Genomic DNA, 14,743 nt, shown 5'->3' on the forward strand with positions numbered 1-14,743 from the left:
GTCGCAGCAAGGCTGGCGCGCGGGGCGCATGGGCCGGGGCGCGCCGCCGCACCCCGGCCCATGCGGCGTTTCAGACCCGGGCCAGCGCCTGGTCGAGATCGGCGATGATGTCGGCCGCGTCCTCGATGCCGATCGACACCCGCAGCGTGTCGGGCGCCGCCCCGGCCGCGACCTGCTGGGCTTCGCTCAGTTGCCGGTGGGTGGTCGAGGCCGGGTGGATGATCAGCGACCGCGTGTCGCCCAGGTTCGCCACATGGCTGAACAGGTTCACCGAATCGACGAATTTCACGCAGGCCTCGTAGCCGTCCTTCAGCGCAAAGGTGAACAGAGCCCCGGCCCCCTTGGGGCAGATCCGTGCCACCCGGTCGTTATAGGGCGAGGAGGGCAGCCCGGCATAGGTCACGCGCGCCACCTTGGGGTGCTGTTCCAGCCATTCCGCCACCCGTACGGCGTTCTCGACATGGCGCTGCATGCGCAGGCTCAGCGTCTCGATTCCCATCAGCGTGTAATGGGCGGCCTGCGGGTTCATCGTCATGCCGAGATCGCGCAGCCCGATGGCGATGCCGTGGAAGGTGAAGGCCAGCGGCCCGAAGGTCTCGTGGAACTTCAGCCCGTGATAGGCGGGCTCGGGGTCGGAAAGCGAGGGGAACTTGCCCGAGGCCGACCAGTCGAAGCGGCCCGAATCCACGATGGCGCCGCCCGTGACGGTGCCGTTGCCAGTGAGGTATTTGGTGGTCGAATGGACGACCAGCGTCGCGCCGTGTTCGATCGGGCGGCACAGGTATGGCGTGGCCGAGGTGTTGTCGACGATCAGCGGCAGGCCCGCCGCGTCCGCCACGCCCGCGATCGCGTCCAGATCGGTGATGTAGCCGCCCGGATTCGCGATCGCCTCGCAAAAGATCGCGCGGGTGTCCTCGTCGATGGCGGCCTTTACCGCGTCCAGATCGTCGAAATCGACGAACTTCGCCGACCAGCCGAACCGGCGGATCGTCTGGCTGAACTGGGTGATCGTGCCGCCGTAAAGCCGCGTCGAGGCGACCACGTTCCGCCCCGGCCCCATCAGCGGGAACAGCGCCATGATCTGCGCCGCATGCCCCGAGGAACAGCAAACCCCGCCAACGCCCCCTTCCAGCGTGGCGATGCGTTCGGCCAGCACTGCAACGGTGGGGTTGGTCAACCGCGAATAGATATAGCCGACCTCTTGCAGGTTGAAGAGCGCTGCCGCGTGGTCGGCATCGCGGAACACATAGGCCGTGGTCTGGTAGATCGGCGTCTGTCGCGCGCCGGTGGCCGGATCGGGCCGTGCGCCCGCATGCACCTGCAACGTGTCGAAACCGTAGCTGGGACCCTCGCTCATCGGATCAGAACTCCCTTTTTCCCGTTTGGCGCCAGCATTAGGGCATCTGGCCCAACCCGGCAACACGGGGGCGCTCGGAAAGAAACCGGATGCGTGGCGCTTCCGTTTCGGGGAACGGCTTTCCGGACTAGCAGGACAAACGGGGAAGATGTGCGCGGCACCGGGGCGGGCCGCCAGAGGCACAGGGCAGAGCAGCGCCAGAAGGGCCCCCTGCATCCCCGTTCCGGCCCGGCAAGGCCAGTCCATGCGCGACCGCCCGTCCGGGCACGCCCGGGCAAAACCGACACCCCGGCGCCCGCACGGACACGGTCCTCACAGGGCGCCGAGCGCCTCCAGCATCGTGCGCAATTCGCCGGTCTGTGCATCGGAAAGCGGCGCCTGCGGTGCGATCGGCGGGCCGACATCGAAGCCCTGCAACGTCAGCCCCGCCTTGATCGCCGCGGCCAGGTTGAACCTGGCAAAGGCCTCGTTCACCGCCCAGAGCCGCCGCTGCAACACCATCGCCGCGTCCCACTCCCCGGCCCGGCACAGCCGGTAAAGTTCGGCGCTCTGGCGCGGCACGATGCAGGACGGTCCCGACATCCACCCAAGGCCCCCGATCATCATCACCGCAACGGTGATGTGCGACGAGGCCGCGAAAATGCCGATCCGCCCCTCGGTCCGGTTCAGGATCGACAAGAGCCGCCCGGTATTGGTCGAGGCGTCCTTCAGATAGGCGATGCGCGGGTGATGGCTCAGCGTCTCGATGGCGCCGGGCGACAGGTCCGAGCGCTGGAAATTGGGGTTGGTGTAGATCGTGACGGGCAGGTTGGCCGCGTCTGCCACGGCGGTGAAATAGTCCACGACGCCCGAGTCCGGGATCGGGAAATAGGCTTCCATCACCGCCAGGATCCCGTCTGCGCCCAGCGCCGCCCAATCCCGCGCCTGGGACACCGCATCCGCCGTGGCGGTCGACGCCACGCCCGCGATCACCGGCACCCGGCCCGCCGCGGCCTTGACCACCGTTTCCACCACGTCGGCCTTCTGATCGCGCGTCAGATAGGCGAATTCGCCAGTGGACCCCAGTGGACAAAGGCCATGCACGCCCGCGCCGATCAGGTGCTCGCAGAGCCGGGTCAGCACCGGGCGGTTCACCCGCCCGTCGTCGTGCAGGGGCGTTGCGATATAGGGGATCACCCCGTGCAGGGCCGCGGTCATGCCACCTCCTCAGCGCATCCAGAGATTGTTCTTCTTCAGAAGGTTGCGGATCACCTGCTCGCGCCGGGGCAGGGCGGCCCGGTCGAACAGCGCCCGCGCCCTGGCCCCCTTGCCCTGGTAGACGAAGCGGCGGATCGGTTCGTGGGCCTTCAGCACCTTCTTGACCTTGTTCGGGGCAGTGACCGCCTCCAGCACCTCGACCACAAGGTCGCTTTCGCGCGCATAAAGCAGCGGCAGGGTGCGCCAGTGGCAGGTCACCGCGCCGTCGAGCCCGGCAAGTTCCGGCCCCGGCCGCCCGCCGCCAAAGGAATGGACGACCAGCGGCAGGGCCACCTGGTCAAGCCAGGGGTCGAGCGACTGGCAGACCAGTTCCGGCGGGGGATCGTCGCGGATCTGCATGGCGTAGTCGAGAAACCGCCGGCCGAAGTCCCGCGGGCAGCGGTGAAAGAACCAGCCCGCGTTGAAATAGAGGTAACGCTGCCAGTATTCGTCCGGCTGGCCAAGGTCGAGCGAGCTTGCGAAGTCCAGCCCGAAACGGTCGTAAAGCGACGTCCAGATGGCGGTATGGCCGGGGCCGTAAAGCTCGATCTGCGGCCAGGTGCCCTCGCGCCGCATCGAGGCGGACGGGCGGTCGAAATCGAACGCGACCTGCGACAGCGCCCCGGTCACCAGCGAATCGGTGTCGAAGAACACGAACGGTTCCCCCTCGGGCAGGGCAAGCAGGGCCTCGATCTTGTTGCCTTGCGGGTAGGAGGCGCCGAAGGCACGGTTTTCGAACGGCACGATCTCGGCGTCCAGGTCCCGAAGCAGGTCGTGCACGCCTGGATCGGACATCCGCGGGTCGCGATCCCACATCGGGCCGGGTTGCGGCTCGGCCACGAATAGCCGCCCCTTGAACCCGGTATCAGAGGCGCGCAGCGAGGCCGCGAAAAGCAACGCCTCGTATTGCAGCCGGCCGTCCTGCCCGACGATGACCACGTTGAAGGGGGCCGTTGCCGCCCCGCCCCTGGCCGTCGCCGGTGTCGCCGTCCTGGTCATTCCCGCCGGTCCTGCCCCGCCCCTCGGCGGTCACTATAGGCAGGGCGCGCGGGCTTCGAAAGCCGGTTGCCCGGTCTGGTGCCGGTCTAGCGGCGCCGCGCCTTGCGCAGGTTGCGCGTCGGGGCCGGGTCGCGCCAGTCCAGCCGCGCCTTGAGCCGTTCCCGCCCACGTTCCTCGATCGCGGCCTGCCCACGCATGATCAGCCCCCGCGCCGCGGCACCGGGCAGCGCCAGCGTGCGCGACACCATCAGGTGCAACATTCTCGCCATCGAAATTCCCCCTCGTGCCGTATTCCAGACGACATTTGGACAGAAATGTGGCGAAATTATGGCGGTAATCGAAGGCGCTGCGGTTCGCCTGCAGGTTCTGAAAGGGGGATGGTGGGCGACCCTGGAATCGAACCAGGCATGGGTCTCCCCGGCGGATTTACAGTCCGCTGCCGCACCTTGCAGCGCGTCGCCCTAAGTGGCGGCTGGATACGCGCAGGCCCTGGACGCGTCAACAGGAAAATCCCTTGCGCGGGCGCGGTCTAATCCCCATGGTCCGCGGGTTGTCGAAAAGGGGCCTGACGTGGCGAAGAAACCCACATGGGTGATCGAGAAGGAACGCGCGCGGCGTGCGGCGGCGACCGAGACGGTGTGGCTGTTCGGGCTGCACGCGGTGCGCGATGCGCTGGTGAATCCCAGGCGCGAAAAGCTGCGGCTGGTGGTGACGAAGAATGCCGCCGACCGGCTGGCGGACGCGATCGGGGCGGCGGGCATCGCGCCCGAGATCTGCGACCCGCGCCGCTTCGAGGCGCCGATCGACCCGGGCTCGGTGCACCAGGGCGCGGCCCTCGAGGTCCGGCCGCTGGACTGGGGGCGGCTGGCTGATCTCTGCGCCGCGGGGCCGCGCGCAAGGGTCGTGCTGCTTGACCGGGTGACCGATCCGCACAATGTGGGTGCGATCCTGCGCTCGGCCGAGGTGTTCGGCGCGGCGGCGGTGATCGCGCCCCATCGCCATTCCGCGCCCGAGACCGGGGCGCTGGCCAAGACCGCGTCGGGCGCGCTGGAGCGCCAGCCCTATCTGCGCGTGCCGAATCTTGCCCGGGCGATGGAGGACCTGAAGGACCTGGGCTTTCATCTGATCGGCCTTGACGGCGGGGCGGGGGTGACACTGGGCCAGGCGCTGACGGGGCTGGCCGATACGCCTGTCGGCCTTGTGCTGGGGGCCGAGGGGCCGGGGTTGCGGCAGCTTACCCGCGACAGTTGCGACGCGCTGGCACGCATCCCGGCGGCGGGCGGGTTCGGCTCGCTCAACGTCTCGAACGCGGCCGCCGTTGCCCTATATGCGGCCGTGGAAGGACACAACGGCTAGGCGATGCCCCAGGACATCAAGATCGCGACCTGCTGCTATTGCGGCAGCCGGGCGGCGCTGGCGATGCGCGGAACCGGCCGGCACGAGCTGGCCTGCGCCTCTTGCGGGGCGCCGCTGCGGCACATGAAACGGTTGCGTGCCGATCACGCTGCGGCGACCCCTGCGCGCCCGCCGGACCCCGGCAGGGGCGCACGAACAGGCGCCCGCCCGGTGCGAAAGGGCCGGCCTAAGCACCTGAAAAAGGGCCGGAAAAGCCTCTGGCGTGCGGCGCTGGAAGAGGCGATCGACGCGGTCGAGGATCTGTTCGATTGACCCGGATGGGCGGACATCGGTCCCGATGGCCCGATCACAGTTCGATGATCGCACTGGAAGGCCGCCCGCCACGATCCTACCTCTTGCCCAGAGGGCGGGGCCTTCGGAACGGCCCTGTCCTACTTCACTGTCCCTCGTTCCGCGACTGGCGCCCGGTGCATCTCGCCCGGGCGTTTTTTTGCTGCTAGGGTGCGCGCCATGACCGGCTATTCCGACGAATTCCTGAAAGACACCCTGATCCGCGCGCGCGTGATCGCCGTTGTCGGCGTCTCGCCCGACCCGGTGCGGCCCAGCCATTACGTGGCGCGCTACCTGTCGCTGCGGGGCAAGCGGGTGATCCCGGTGAACCCGGGGCACGCGGGCAAGCGGTTGTTCGGCGAAGAGGTCTTTGCCGACCTTTCCGCGATCCCGGCCTCGATCCCGGTGGACATGGTCGACATCTTCCGCCGGTCGGACCACGTCCCGCCCGTCGTGGACGCTGCGCTGGCGCATCTGCCGGCTCTTGAAACGGTCTGGATGCAGATCGGGGTCGAGAACGCCGAGGCCGCCGCCCGCGCCGCAGCGGCGGGCAAGCGGGTGATCCAGAACCGCTGTCCCAAGATCGAGTACCAGCGGCTGTTCGGAGAACTCCGGATGGGCGGCTTTGCGACCGGAATCGTCTCGTCGCGGCTCTGAGGGCCGCGCATCGGCCTCAGGGGCGTGCCGCCTTCTCGTCAAGGCCGCTTGTCCCCTCTCGGCGTTCCAGTTCCGCCAGCACATCCGCCAGCGTCACGTCACGCGCCGCCAGCATCACCAGCAGGTGATAGAGCACGTCCGCCGCCTCGGCGGTCAGCCGGGCCCGGTCGCCCTTGACCGCCTCGATCAGCGCCTCGATCGCCTCTTCGCCGAACTTCTCGGCGCATTTCTCGGGCCCTTTGCCCAGCAGTCGCGCCGTCCACGACGTCTCGGGGTCCGCCCCCTTGCGCGCCGCAACGGTGGCGGCCAGCCGGTCCAGCGCGCTCATGCCGGCCTCACGGGCACGCCGGCGGCGGCCATGTGCGCCTTGGCCTCGCCGATCGTGTAGGTGCCGAAGTGGAAGATCGAGGCCGCCAGCACCGCGCTTGCGCCGCCCTTGGTGACCCCCTCGACCAGGTGATCCAGCGTACCCACCCCTCCCGAGGCGATCACCGGCACGTCGACGGCCCCGACGATCGCGCGCGTCAATTCCAGATCGAAGCCCGACTTGGTGCCGTCCCGGTCCATGCTGGTCAGCAGGATTTCCCCCGCACCCTTCGCAACCACGGTCCTCGCGAACTCCACCGCGTCGATCCCCGTCGCCTTACGCCCGCCATGGGTGAAGATCTCCCACTTTCCGGGCGCCACGCGCTTGGCGTCGATGGCCACCACGATGCACTGGCTGCCGAACTGCTCGGCTGCTTCGTGCACCACGTCGGGGTTGGCCACGGCCGCCGAGTTGAAGCTGACCTTGTCCGCCCCCGCCAGCAGCAGCGCGCGCACATCCTCGACCGTGCGCACCCCGCCCCCCACGGTCAGCGGCATGAAGCACTGTTCCGCCGTGCGCCGGACCACGTCGAACATCGTGCCGCGGTTCTCGTGCGTGGCGTGGATGTCGAGAAAGCACAGCTCGTCCGCCCCCGCCGCGTCATAGGCCTTGGCGGCCTCGACCGGATCGCCCGCGTCCACCAAGTTGACGAAGTTCACGCCCTTGACCACGCGGCCGTCGGCCACGTCGAGACAGGGGATGATGCGGGTCTTGAGCATGCGCGTGCAATCCTTTGCCGATCACGGAGTGTTTTATGGGCAATCGCCCGGGGACGCCAGACACTGAAGGCCGGAAACGCCAATGACAGGAGGCCCCATGCGCCGCTTCGCCCTTGCGCTCGCCGCTGCCCTCGTCCTGCCTGCGCTGCCCGCCGCGGCCAATGCCGATGGCGTCGTGCGGATCACCTCGGCCTTCAGCGTCGCCCGGACGGTGGATGCTCTCGAAGCCGTGATCGGCAAGGCGGGCGCCACCGTCTTCGCGCGGATCAACCACGGGGGTGGCGCGGCTGCCGCCGGGATCGAGATGGCCGATTCGGAGCTTGTCGTCTTCGGCAACCCGCGCCTCGGCACGCCCGCGATGCAGGCCGATCCGCTGGCGGGGCTTTTCCTGCCGCTGCGCGTGCTGGTCTACGGCGACGGGCAGGGCCAGACCTGGATTGCCTACGAAGACCCCGGGGCGATGCTGGACGATCTGAACATCCCGGACGACGCCCCCTATCTCGCGCAGATGCGCGGCGCGTTGCAGAACCTGACCATGGCCGCGGCGGCGGGGGGCTGAGGCCCGCTTCGCCCGGCCGTCACGCCGAAAGCGCCGTGAGCGCTGCGCCCAGATCCAGCGCCCCGTCGTAAAGCGCCCGTCCCGAGATCGCCCCCGCGATCACGCCGGTGTCGCGCAGCGCGATCAGGTCGGCCAGCGACGAGACCCCCCCCGAGGCGATCACCGGGATCGTCACCGCGCGCGCCAGTGCTTCCGTCGCGGCGACGTTGGGGCCGGCCATCGCGCCGTCGCGGTCGATATCGGTATAGATGATCGCCGCCACGCCCGCGTCCTCGAACGCCCGGGCAAGGTCGGTTGCCATCACGTCGGTCTCCTCGGCCCAGCCGCGGGTCGCGACGCGGCCCTTGCGGGCGTCGATGCCGACCGCGACACGGCCCGGAAAGGCACGGGCGGCCTGGCGCACAAGGCCCGGGTTCTCGACGGCCACGGTGCCCAGGATCACCCGGGCCAGCCCCTTCGACAGCCAGCCCTCGATCGTCGCCATGTCGCGGATGCCACCACCAAGCTGGGCAGGGACATCGACCGCCGCCAGAATCGACTCGACCGCCGCCGCGTTGACCGGGTGGCCCGCGAAGGCACCGTTGAGATCGACCAGGTGCAGCCACGAACAGCCCGCCTCCGCGAATGCCCGCGCCTGGGCGGCGGGGTTGTCGCCGAACACCGTCGCCCGGTCCATCTCGCCGCGCAAAAGCCGCACGCACTGGCCGTCCTTCAGGTCGATTGCGGGATAAAGGATCATGGCGCGGCACTCCTGTCTCGGGCTGGCCCGGCTTATGCAGCATTGGCCGCCAATTGCAACGCACCCCATGCCGGGGAAGGGGTGCGGCCCTCTGCCCTGCGCGTCTGCCCCGCCCCGGTGGCCTGATCCTGCGCCGGGTGCTTCTTCTTGGCGCAAGTACTCCGGGGGGTACGGGGGGCAGCGCCCCCCGCGCGGGTCGCCCCGGCCTCAGCCGGGGCAAAACCCGAAGGCCCGCATCCGCAGGCACGCTGATATCCGCCGACAGGCAGGCGACCTCGCCCAGGCGCGCGGCGGGTCCGGACGCGGGAACCGTGCGTCGTACGGCTCACCAGAAAGCCTTGGCCGAAAAAGTCCGCATCCCGCATGCGACGGGACTCTGCGGCATGCGGGCGCGATTGCAGGGCCTTGCCGGGCGGCGGTGCATCCTCTAGCGTCCGCGCCATCCGTCCCCGGGAGAATCCGGCCCAAAAGGCCGGTGCCGAAGGAGCAACCGCCCCGGCAAACTCTCAGGCATCAGGACCGGGGATGGTCAGACACTCTGGAGAGAGGCGCGGGGCCACCTGCGTCCGCCGAAGGGATAGCGTTCTCAGGCGAAGGGACAGAGGGGGCATCGGATCGGGCGGCCATCGGGGGCGTTCGGGAACGGTGCCGGGCTGCGTGGCGCATCCGGTGCGGGAAAGGGGCCAGATGTCGGAACTCAAGCGCACCGCGCTGCACGATCTTCACATCGAACTGGGCGCCCGGATGGTGCCCTTCTCGGGCTACGAGATGCCCGTTCAATACGCGCCGGGCGTGCTGAAGGAGCACCTGCAGTGCCGCGCCGCAGCGGGGCTGTTCGATGTCGGCCACATGGGGCAGGTGATCCTGCGGCCCCGGTCGGGCGATGTCGCCGATGCCGCCCGCGCGCTGGAGTCGCTGGTGCCGGTCGATGTGCTGGGCCTTGCGCCCGGCCGCCAGCGCTATGCGATGTTCACCGATGACGCGGGCGGCATCCTCGACGACCTGATGGTCGCCAACCGGGACGATCACCTGTTCCTGGTGGTCAACGCCGCCTGCAAGGCCGACGATCTCGCCCACCTGCGCGCGCATCTTGGCGACACCTGCGCGGTGGACGAGATCACGGACCGCGGCCTTCTGGCGCTGCAGGGTCCGGCGGCCGAGGCGGTGCTGGAGGGGCTCGCCCCCGGTGCCGCTGGCCTGCGCTTCATGGACGTGGCGACGCTCGCCAGCGATTTCGGCCCGCTCTGGGTGTCGCGCTCGGGCTATACCGGCGAGGACGGGTTCGAGATCTCGGTCGAGGCGGGGCAGGCCGAGCCGCTGGCCCGCGCACTGCTGGCCGACGGGGCGGTCGAGCCGATCGGCCTTGGCGCCCGCGACAGCCTGCGGCTGGAGGCCGGGCTGTGCCTTTACGGCCAGGATATCGACCGCTCGACCTCGCCGGTCGAGGCGGGGCTGTCCTGGGCGATCCAGAAGGTGCGCCGGACGGGCGGCGCCCGGGCGGGCGGGTTCCCGGGGGCGGTGCGCATCCTGGACGAGCTTGACACGGGGCCGGGCCGCCTGCGTGTCGGTCTGCGCCCCCAGACCCGCGCCCCGATGCGCGAGGGGACACGGCTGTTCGCCGCCGAAACCGGCGGCGACCCGGTCGGTGCCGTCACCTCGGGCGCCTTCGGCCCCTCGGTCGAGGCGCCGATCTCGATGGGCTACGTGCCCGTTGATCTGGCCGGCGAAGGGCGCAATCTGTGGGGCGAGGTGCGGGGCAAGCGGCTGCCGGTCAGGGTCGCCGCGCTGCCCTTCACTGCTGCGAAATACAAGCGTTGAGGGACGATCCATGAAATACACTGAAGAACACGAATGGCTGCGCGTCGAGGACGACCTGGTGGTCGTCGGCATCACCGAACACGCCGCCGAACAGCTGGGCGACATCGTCTTCGTCGACCTGCCCGAAGAGGGAACGACCGTGTCCAAGGACGACGAGGTGGTTGTGATCGAAAGCGTCAAGGCCGCGTCCGACATCCTGGCGCCGCTGGATGGCGAGATCGTCGAGGTCAACGAGGCGCTGACCGACAATCCCGGGCTGGTGAACGACGACCCGCTGGGCGAGGCCTGGTTCTTCAAGATGAAGATCGAGGATCTGTCGGCGCTGGACGACTACATGGACGAAGGCGACTACAAGAAGTTCATCGGCTGACCGGACGCAGACATGCCCTATACCCCCAGCACCTACCTGCCCTACGACTTTGCCAACCGCCGCCATATCGGCCCCTCGCCCGAGGAGATGGTCGAGATGCTGGAGGTGCTGGGGCTGACGACCCTTGAGGGGCTGATCGACGAGACGGTGCCCGCCAGCATCCGCCAGGCCGAGCCGCTCGATTTCGGCAAGCCGAAATCGGAACGCGAGATGCTGTGGTTCATGCGCCAGATCGCCAAGAAGAACCGCCCCTTCACCACGATGATCGGGCAGGGCTTTTACGGTACCGTCACGCCGCCCGCGATCCAGCGCAACATCCTGGAAAACCCCGCCTGGTATACCGCCTACACCCCCTACCAGCCGGAAATCAGCCAGGGCCGGCTCGAGGCGCTGCTGAACTACCAGACCATGGTCAGCGACCTGACGGGGCTGGAGATCGCCAACGCCTCGCTGCTGGACGAGGCGACGGCCTGCGCCGAGGCGATGACCATGGCGCAGCGGGTGGCCAGATCGAAGGCGGGGGCGATCTTCGTCGACCACCACTGCCACCCGCAGAACATCGCGGTGATCCGCACCCGCGCCGAACCCCTGGGGATCGAGGTGATCGTCGGCGACCCCTTCGCCGATCTGGACCCCGCCTGCGTCTTCGCCGGCCTCTTCCAGTATCCCGGCACCTACGGGCATCTCAACGACTTCACCGCCCCCATCGCGGCGCTGCACGAGACCGGCGCGCTGGGCATCGTCGTGGCCGACCCTATGGCGCTGGTGATCCTCAAGGAGCCGGGCGCGATGGGCGCCGACATCGCCGTGGGTTCGACCCAGCGGTTCGGCGTGCCGATGGGGTGCGGCGGCCCGCACGCCGCCTACATGGCCTGCCGCGAGGAGTACAAGCGCGCCATGCCCGGCCGCATCGTCGGCGTGTCGGTCGACGCCCACGGGCACAAGGCCTATCGGCTGGCGCTGCAAACCCGCGAACAGCATATCCGCCGGGAAAAGGCGACGTCCAACGTCTGCACCGCGCAGGCCCTCTTGGCCGTGATCGCCGGGTTCTACGCCGTGTTCCACGGGCCCAAGGGCCTGCGCGCCATCGCCCAGCGCATCCATCGCAAGGCCGTGCGCACGGCGCGCGGACTGGAGGAGGCCGGGTTCAAGGTGGACCCGGCCGAGTTCTTCGACACCTTCACGGTCGAGGTCGGCCCGATGCAGGGCGTGATCCTCAAGGCCGCCCAGGCCGAGCGCATCAACATCCGCAAGGTGGGCGCGACGAAGCTGGGGATTTCGCTGGACGAGACGACGCGGCCCGCCAGCATCGAGGCGCTGTGGCGTGCCTTCGGAATCGTGCGCAAGGACGAGGGCGGCGACGGGCAGTACCGCTTCCCCGACACGATGGTGCGGCGCTCCGACTACCTGACCCACCCGGTGTTCCAGATGAACCGGGCCGAGACGGAAATGATGCGCTACATGCGCCGGCTGGCCGACCGGGATCTGGCGCTGGACCGGGCGATGATCCCGCTGGGCAGTTGCACGATGAAACTGAACGCCGCGGTCGAGATGATGCCGATCACCTGGCCGGAATTCGCCAACATTCACCCGCTGGCCCCCGCCGAACAGGTGAAGGGCTATGCCGAGATGCTGGCCGATCTGGCCGGAAAGCTCTGCCTGATCACCGGCTATGACGCGATGTCGATGCAGCCCAATTCCGGCGCGCAAGGCGAATATGCGGGGCTTCTGACCATCGCCGCGTATCATCGGGCGAACGGGCAGGGGCACCGGAATGTCTGCCTGATCCCGACCTCGGCGCACGGCACCAACCCCGCCTCGGCGCAGATGGCGGGGATGAAGGTGGTGGCGGTCAAGGCCGCGCCGAACGGCGATATCGACCTTGCCGATTTCCGCGCCAAGGCCGAGGCAGCGGGCGATGCGCTGGCCGCCTGCATGATCACCTATCCCTCGACCCATGGCGTGTTCGAGGAAACCGTGCGCGAGGTCTGCGAGATCACCCACCGTTTCGGCGGGCAGGTCTACCTGGACGGCGCGAACCTGAACGCGCTGGTGGGGCTGGTGAAACCCGGCGAGATCGGGGCGGACGTGAGCCACCTGAACCTGCACAAGACCTTCTGCATCCCCCATGGCGGCGGGGGCCCCGGGATGGGTCCGATCGGGGTCAAGGCGCACCTTGCCCCCCACCTGCCGGGCGATCCGCTGCGGGGGGGGCAGGGGGCGGTCAGCGGCGCGCTGCACGGCTCGGCCTCGATCCTGCCGATCAGCTATGCCTATATCCTGCTGATGGGGGGGGCGGGGCTGACCCAGGCCACCAAGGTCGCGATCCTGAACGCCAATTACATCGCCAAGCGGCTGGAAGGCGCCTATGACGTGCTCTTCAAGGGCGCGAAGGGCCGGGTGGCGCATGAATGCATCATCGACACCCGCCCCTTCGCCGAGAGCGCGGGCGTCACGGTCGATGACATCGCCAAGCGGCTGGTCGATTGCGGCTTTCACGCGCCGACGATGAGCTGGCCGGTCGCCGGAACCCTGATGATCGAGCCCACCGAGTCCGAGACCAAGGCCGAGCTTGACCGGTTCATCACCGCGATGCTGGCGATCCGCGACGAGATCCGCGAGATCGAGGAGGGCCGCGCCGACCGCGAGAACAACCCGCTGAAACGCGCGCCCCACACGGTCGAGGATCTGGTGAACGACTGGGACCGGCCCTATACCCGCGAACAGGCCTGCTTCCCGCCCGGCGCCTTCCGGGTCGACAAGTACTGGCCGCCGGTCAACCGGGTGGACAACGTCTATGGCGACCGCCACCTGGTGTGCACCTGCCCGCCGGTCGAGGAGGTGGCCGAGGCCGCCGAATAGTCCACGCGGATTGCAGAGCCGCCCGGATGTCCCGTTGGCCCAACCGGACATCCGGGCGCCTTGCCCTTCCCGCTCGGCGGCTTAGCCCGGCGCCGCCGCTCCGCTGCGGGGCTGATCCCGCTGCCCGGCCAGCGTCTTCAGCCCGGCCTTGTCGTCGTCAAGCACAAGTGCGCGTTCGGCATGGGCCAGCGCGCGCGCCGTCATCCGCTCGGCGGCATGGGCAAGCCCCGCGTCCCCGCCCGTGCGCAGCGTGTTCAGCGCCTTGACCAGACGCCGCATCACCTCGATCATGCCCGCCCCGTCGCGCGCGATGGCGTCGAAGGCATCCCCCACCAGGTCGTTGGCGTTGACCGTCGGGGCGAAGAGATTGGGATAGCGCACCTCGTCATTGACCGGATCACATTCGGCCAGCAACCGTTCCAGCCGGCCGATCACGTCGATCGCCGTGCCTGGATCGTTCAGGCCGGGCGACAGCGCGCGGGAGGCGATCTCGGACAGCACCACCAGCGCAAAGCGCGCATCCTGGTCAAAGCTGCGGACAGCGTCGATCTCGAAGGCGGGCTGGAACGCTGCCGCCGGCGCGCTTCCGGCGGGGTGCAGCCAGGCCAGCGGTGCGCCCGCGACGAGAAACTCGCCCGGCGTGGCGGCAAGGTAGATCTCGGCCCCCGCTTCGGCGGCCCGTGCCGACAGCCCCGCCATGTCGACGAATTGCACATGGCCGCCCCGCGGGGCAAGGATCGGGTCTGCGCCCGCGGGGATCGACGCTGTGCCGGGCAGGGGGCGCGCCCCGAGGCTGGGTGCCGCGCGATGTTTTCGCAGCGTGGCACGGGCGCGGGTTTCGACCTGGGCGATGGTCTCGTCCATGCTGCCGAGCCGCGACAGGTGATCGATCCAGCGCAGGATCGCCAGAACAACCAGCGCAACCACCAGCACCGTGAACAGGAAGACGACGACCGGGGCGGAACCGGCGTGGAACCCCGCCCGGAACAGGATGATCGAGACCAGCGCAAAGACGAAGGCGCCGAGGAAGGTCGCCAGCACCGTCTGCGTCGTCGTGTCCTCGAGCAGCAGGCGGTGCGAGCGCGGCGTCACCTGGCTGGACGCCGCGTGATGGGCCGAGACCATGACCGACAGCGAGAAGGTGGTGACCGCCAGCATCGACGAGGCCAGCACGTTCAGGATCGGCATCACCGCATCCTCGCCGATCCGATCGGCAAGCCCCCGCGGTATGACCGGATCGACAACCGCCGCGGTCACCGCCGCCAAGATGCCCAGCAGCGCGATCAGGGTCGTCCGAACCCAGAGCTTGCGCGACAGGTTGATAAGCTGCCAGAGCCGTTTCGAAAGCATTGGGGACTCCTCGGGACCTGCGCC

15 protein-coding genes, 1 tRNA gene and 1 riboswitch are annotated in these 14,743 nt (G+C 69.1%); of the genes, 7 read left to right on the forward strand and 9 right to left on the reverse strand.

Translation table 11 applies throughout. The features are described from left to right. Positions 1-70: 70 nt before the first annotated feature. The 5 genes from EV655_RS10185 to EV655_RS18645 form a co-directional block, all read right to left on the reverse strand. The gene (locus EV655_RS10185; RefSeq protein ID WP_132544450.1) at positions 71-1,357 is read right to left on the reverse strand and encodes an O-acetylhomoserine aminocarboxypropyltransferase/cysteine synthase family protein; all 1,287 of its coding nucleotides are present in this window, start codon (positions 1,355-1,357) and stop codon (positions 71-73) included. A gap of 312 nt (positions 1,358-1,669) precedes the next feature. Continuing rightward, positions 1,670-2,554 carry a dihydrodipicolinate synthase family protein gene (locus EV655_RS10190; RefSeq protein ID WP_132544452.1) on the reverse strand — a complete coding sequence of 295 codons (885 nt, stop codon included), beginning with the start codon at positions 2,552-2,554 and terminating at the stop codon, positions 1,670-1,672. A gap of 9 nt (positions 2,555-2,563) precedes the next feature. After that, positions 2,564-3,592, reverse strand: coding sequence for a hypothetical protein (locus EV655_RS10195; RefSeq protein ID WP_132544453.1), 1,029 nt, complete (start codon positions 3,590-3,592; stop codon positions 2,564-2,566). An 86-nt stretch (positions 3,593-3,678) separates the two neighbouring features. Next, the gene (locus EV655_RS10200) at positions 3,679-3,861 is read right to left on the reverse strand and encodes a hypothetical protein (protein WP_132544454.1); all 183 of its coding nucleotides are present in this window, start codon (positions 3,859-3,861) and stop codon (positions 3,679-3,681) included. Positions 3,862-3,970: 109 nt separating this feature from the next. Then, a tRNA-Tyr gene (locus EV655_RS18645) sits at positions 3,971-4,054 on the reverse strand. A 108-nt stretch (positions 4,055-4,162) separates the two neighbouring features. Between EV655_RS18645 and rlmB the strand changes: the two genes are divergently transcribed. From rlmB to EV655_RS10215, 3 genes are all read left to right on the forward strand, one after another. Continuing rightward, positions 4,163-4,948, forward strand: a complete 786-nt coding sequence (gene rlmB, locus EV655_RS10205) for a 23S rRNA (guanosine(2251)-2'-O)-methyltransferase RlmB (RefSeq protein WP_132544455.1) — start codon at positions 4,163-4,165, stop codon at positions 4,946-4,948. 3 nt (positions 4,949-4,951) lie between these two features. Continuing rightward, a complete protein-coding gene (locus EV655_RS10210) occupies positions 4,952-5,260 on the forward strand; it encodes a hypothetical protein (protein ID WP_132544456.1) in 309 nt (102 codons plus the stop codon). Between the two features lie 198 nt (positions 5,261-5,458). Continuing rightward, positions 5,459-5,935: a CoA-binding protein gene (locus tag EV655_RS10215; protein ID WP_132544458.1), complete on the forward strand. Its 477-nt coding sequence runs from the start codon at positions 5,459-5,461 to the stop codon at positions 5,933-5,935. Between the two features lie 16 nt (positions 5,936-5,951). On the opposite strand, the gene EV655_RS10220 is transcribed toward EV655_RS10215, so the two are convergent. Both EV655_RS10220 and hisF read right to left on the reverse strand, forming a co-directional pair. Further along, positions 5,952-6,263, reverse strand: coding sequence for a phosphoribosyl-ATP diphosphatase (locus tag EV655_RS10220; RefSeq protein ID WP_132544460.1), 312 nt, complete (start codon positions 6,261-6,263; stop codon positions 5,952-5,954). Beyond that, the gene (gene hisF / locus EV655_RS10225) at positions 6,260-7,021 is read right to left on the reverse strand and encodes an imidazole glycerol phosphate synthase subunit HisF (protein WP_132544462.1); all 762 of its coding nucleotides are present in this window, start codon (positions 7,019-7,021) and stop codon (positions 6,260-6,262) included. Before hisF ends, EV655_RS10220 begins: the two co-directional genes overlap by 4 nt. A gap of 97 nt (positions 7,022-7,118) precedes the next feature. On the opposite strand from hisF, the gene EV655_RS10230 reads away from it, so the two are divergent. Further along, on the forward strand, positions 7,119-7,580 hold the full coding sequence (locus EV655_RS10230) for a DUF302 domain-containing protein (protein WP_132544464.1): 462 nt from the start codon (positions 7,119-7,121) through the stop codon (positions 7,578-7,580). Positions 7,581-7,599: 19 nt separating this feature from the next. Here EV655_RS10230 and hisA read toward each other — a convergent pair whose 3' ends face one another. Continuing rightward, positions 7,600-8,319 (reverse strand): 1-(5-phosphoribosyl)-5-[(5-phosphoribosylamino)methylideneamino]imidazole-4-carboxamide isomerase, encoded by a 720-nt coding sequence (gene hisA, locus EV655_RS10235; protein WP_132544466.1) that lies wholly within the window; start codon positions 8,317-8,319, stop codon positions 7,600-7,602. A 440-nt stretch (positions 8,320-8,759) separates the two neighbouring features. Continuing rightward, positions 8,760-8,851, forward strand: a riboswitch (glycine riboswitch). Between the two features lie 155 nt (positions 8,852-9,006). Between hisA and gcvT the strand changes: the two genes are divergently transcribed. From gcvT to gcvP, 3 genes are read left to right on the forward strand one after another with little or no spacing between them, the layout of a single operon-like run. Continuing rightward, entirely contained in the window at positions 9,007-10,137 is a 1,131-nt protein-coding gene (gene gcvT, locus EV655_RS10240; RefSeq protein WP_132544468.1) for a glycine cleavage system aminomethyltransferase GcvT, read from the forward strand. Between the two features lie 10 nt (positions 10,138-10,147). Then, positions 10,148-10,507, forward strand: coding sequence for a glycine cleavage system protein GcvH (gcvH, locus tag EV655_RS10245; RefSeq protein WP_132544470.1), 360 nt, complete (start codon positions 10,148-10,150; stop codon positions 10,505-10,507). A 12-nt stretch (positions 10,508-10,519) separates the two neighbouring features. Beyond that, positions 10,520-13,369: an aminomethyl-transferring glycine dehydrogenase gene (gcvP, locus tag EV655_RS10250; RefSeq protein ID WP_132544472.1), complete on the forward strand. Its 2,850-nt coding sequence runs from the start codon at positions 10,520-10,522 to the stop codon at positions 13,367-13,369. 81 nt (positions 13,370-13,450) lie between these two features. On the opposite strand, the gene EV655_RS10255 is transcribed toward gcvP, so the two are convergent. Then, on the reverse strand, positions 13,451-14,719 hold the full coding sequence (locus tag EV655_RS10255; protein ID WP_132544474.1) for a DUF2254 domain-containing protein: 1,269 nt from the start codon (positions 14,717-14,719) through the stop codon (positions 13,451-13,453). Positions 14,720-14,743: the final 24 nt, after the last annotated feature.

This window comes from Rhodovulum euryhalinum (assembly GCF_004342445.1).
GTDB lineage: Bacteria > Pseudomonadota > Alphaproteobacteria > Rhodobacterales > Rhodobacteraceae > Rhodovulum > Rhodovulum euryhalinum.

Coding starts and splice junctions, on each gene's coding strand:
- gcvH (WP_132544470.1), top strand. CDS start 10,148: ATGAAATACACTGAAGAACACGAATGGCTGCGCGTCGAGGACGACCTG.
- hisF (WP_132544462.1), bottom strand. CDS start 7,021: ATGCTCAAGACCCGCATCATCCCCTGTCTCGACGTGGCCGACGGCCGC.
- EV655_RS10220 (WP_132544460.1), bottom strand. CDS start 6,263: ATGAGCGCGCTGGACCGGCTGGCCGCCACCGTTGCGGCGCGCAAGGGG.
- gcvT (WP_132544468.1), top strand. CDS start 9,007: ATGTCGGAACTCAAGCGCACCGCGCTGCACGATCTTCACATCGAACTG.
- EV655_RS10230 (WP_132544464.1), top strand. CDS start 7,119: ATGCGCCGCTTCGCCCTTGCGCTCGCCGCTGCCCTCGTCCTGCCTGCG.
- EV655_RS10255 (WP_132544474.1), bottom strand. CDS start 14,719: ATGCTTTCGAAACGGCTCTGGCAGCTTATCAACCTGTCGCGCAAGCTC.
- gcvP (WP_132544472.1), top strand. CDS start 10,520: ATGCCCTATACCCCCAGCACCTACCTGCCCTACGACTTTGCCAACCGC.
- hisA (WP_132544466.1), bottom strand. CDS start 8,319: ATGATCCTTTATCCCGCAATCGACCTGAAGGACGGCCAGTGCGTGCGG.
- EV655_RS10190 (WP_132544452.1), bottom strand. CDS start 2,554: ATGACCGCGGCCCTGCACGGGGTGATCCCCTATATCGCAACGCCCCTG.
- EV655_RS10195 (WP_132544453.1), bottom strand. CDS start 3,592: ATGACCAGGACGGCGACACCGGCGACGGCCAGGGGCGGGGCGGCAACG.
- EV655_RS10215 (WP_132544458.1), top strand. CDS start 5,459: ATGACCGGCTATTCCGACGAATTCCTGAAAGACACCCTGATCCGCGCG.
- EV655_RS10200 (WP_132544454.1), bottom strand. CDS start 3,861: ATGGCGAGAATGTTGCACCTGATGGTGTCGCGCACGCTGGCGCTGCCC.
- EV655_RS10210 (WP_132544456.1), top strand. CDS start 4,952: ATGCCCCAGGACATCAAGATCGCGACCTGCTGCTATTGCGGCAGCCGG.
- EV655_RS10185 (WP_132544450.1), bottom strand. CDS start 1,357: ATGAGCGAGGGTCCCAGCTACGGTTTCGACACGTTGCAGGTGCATGCG.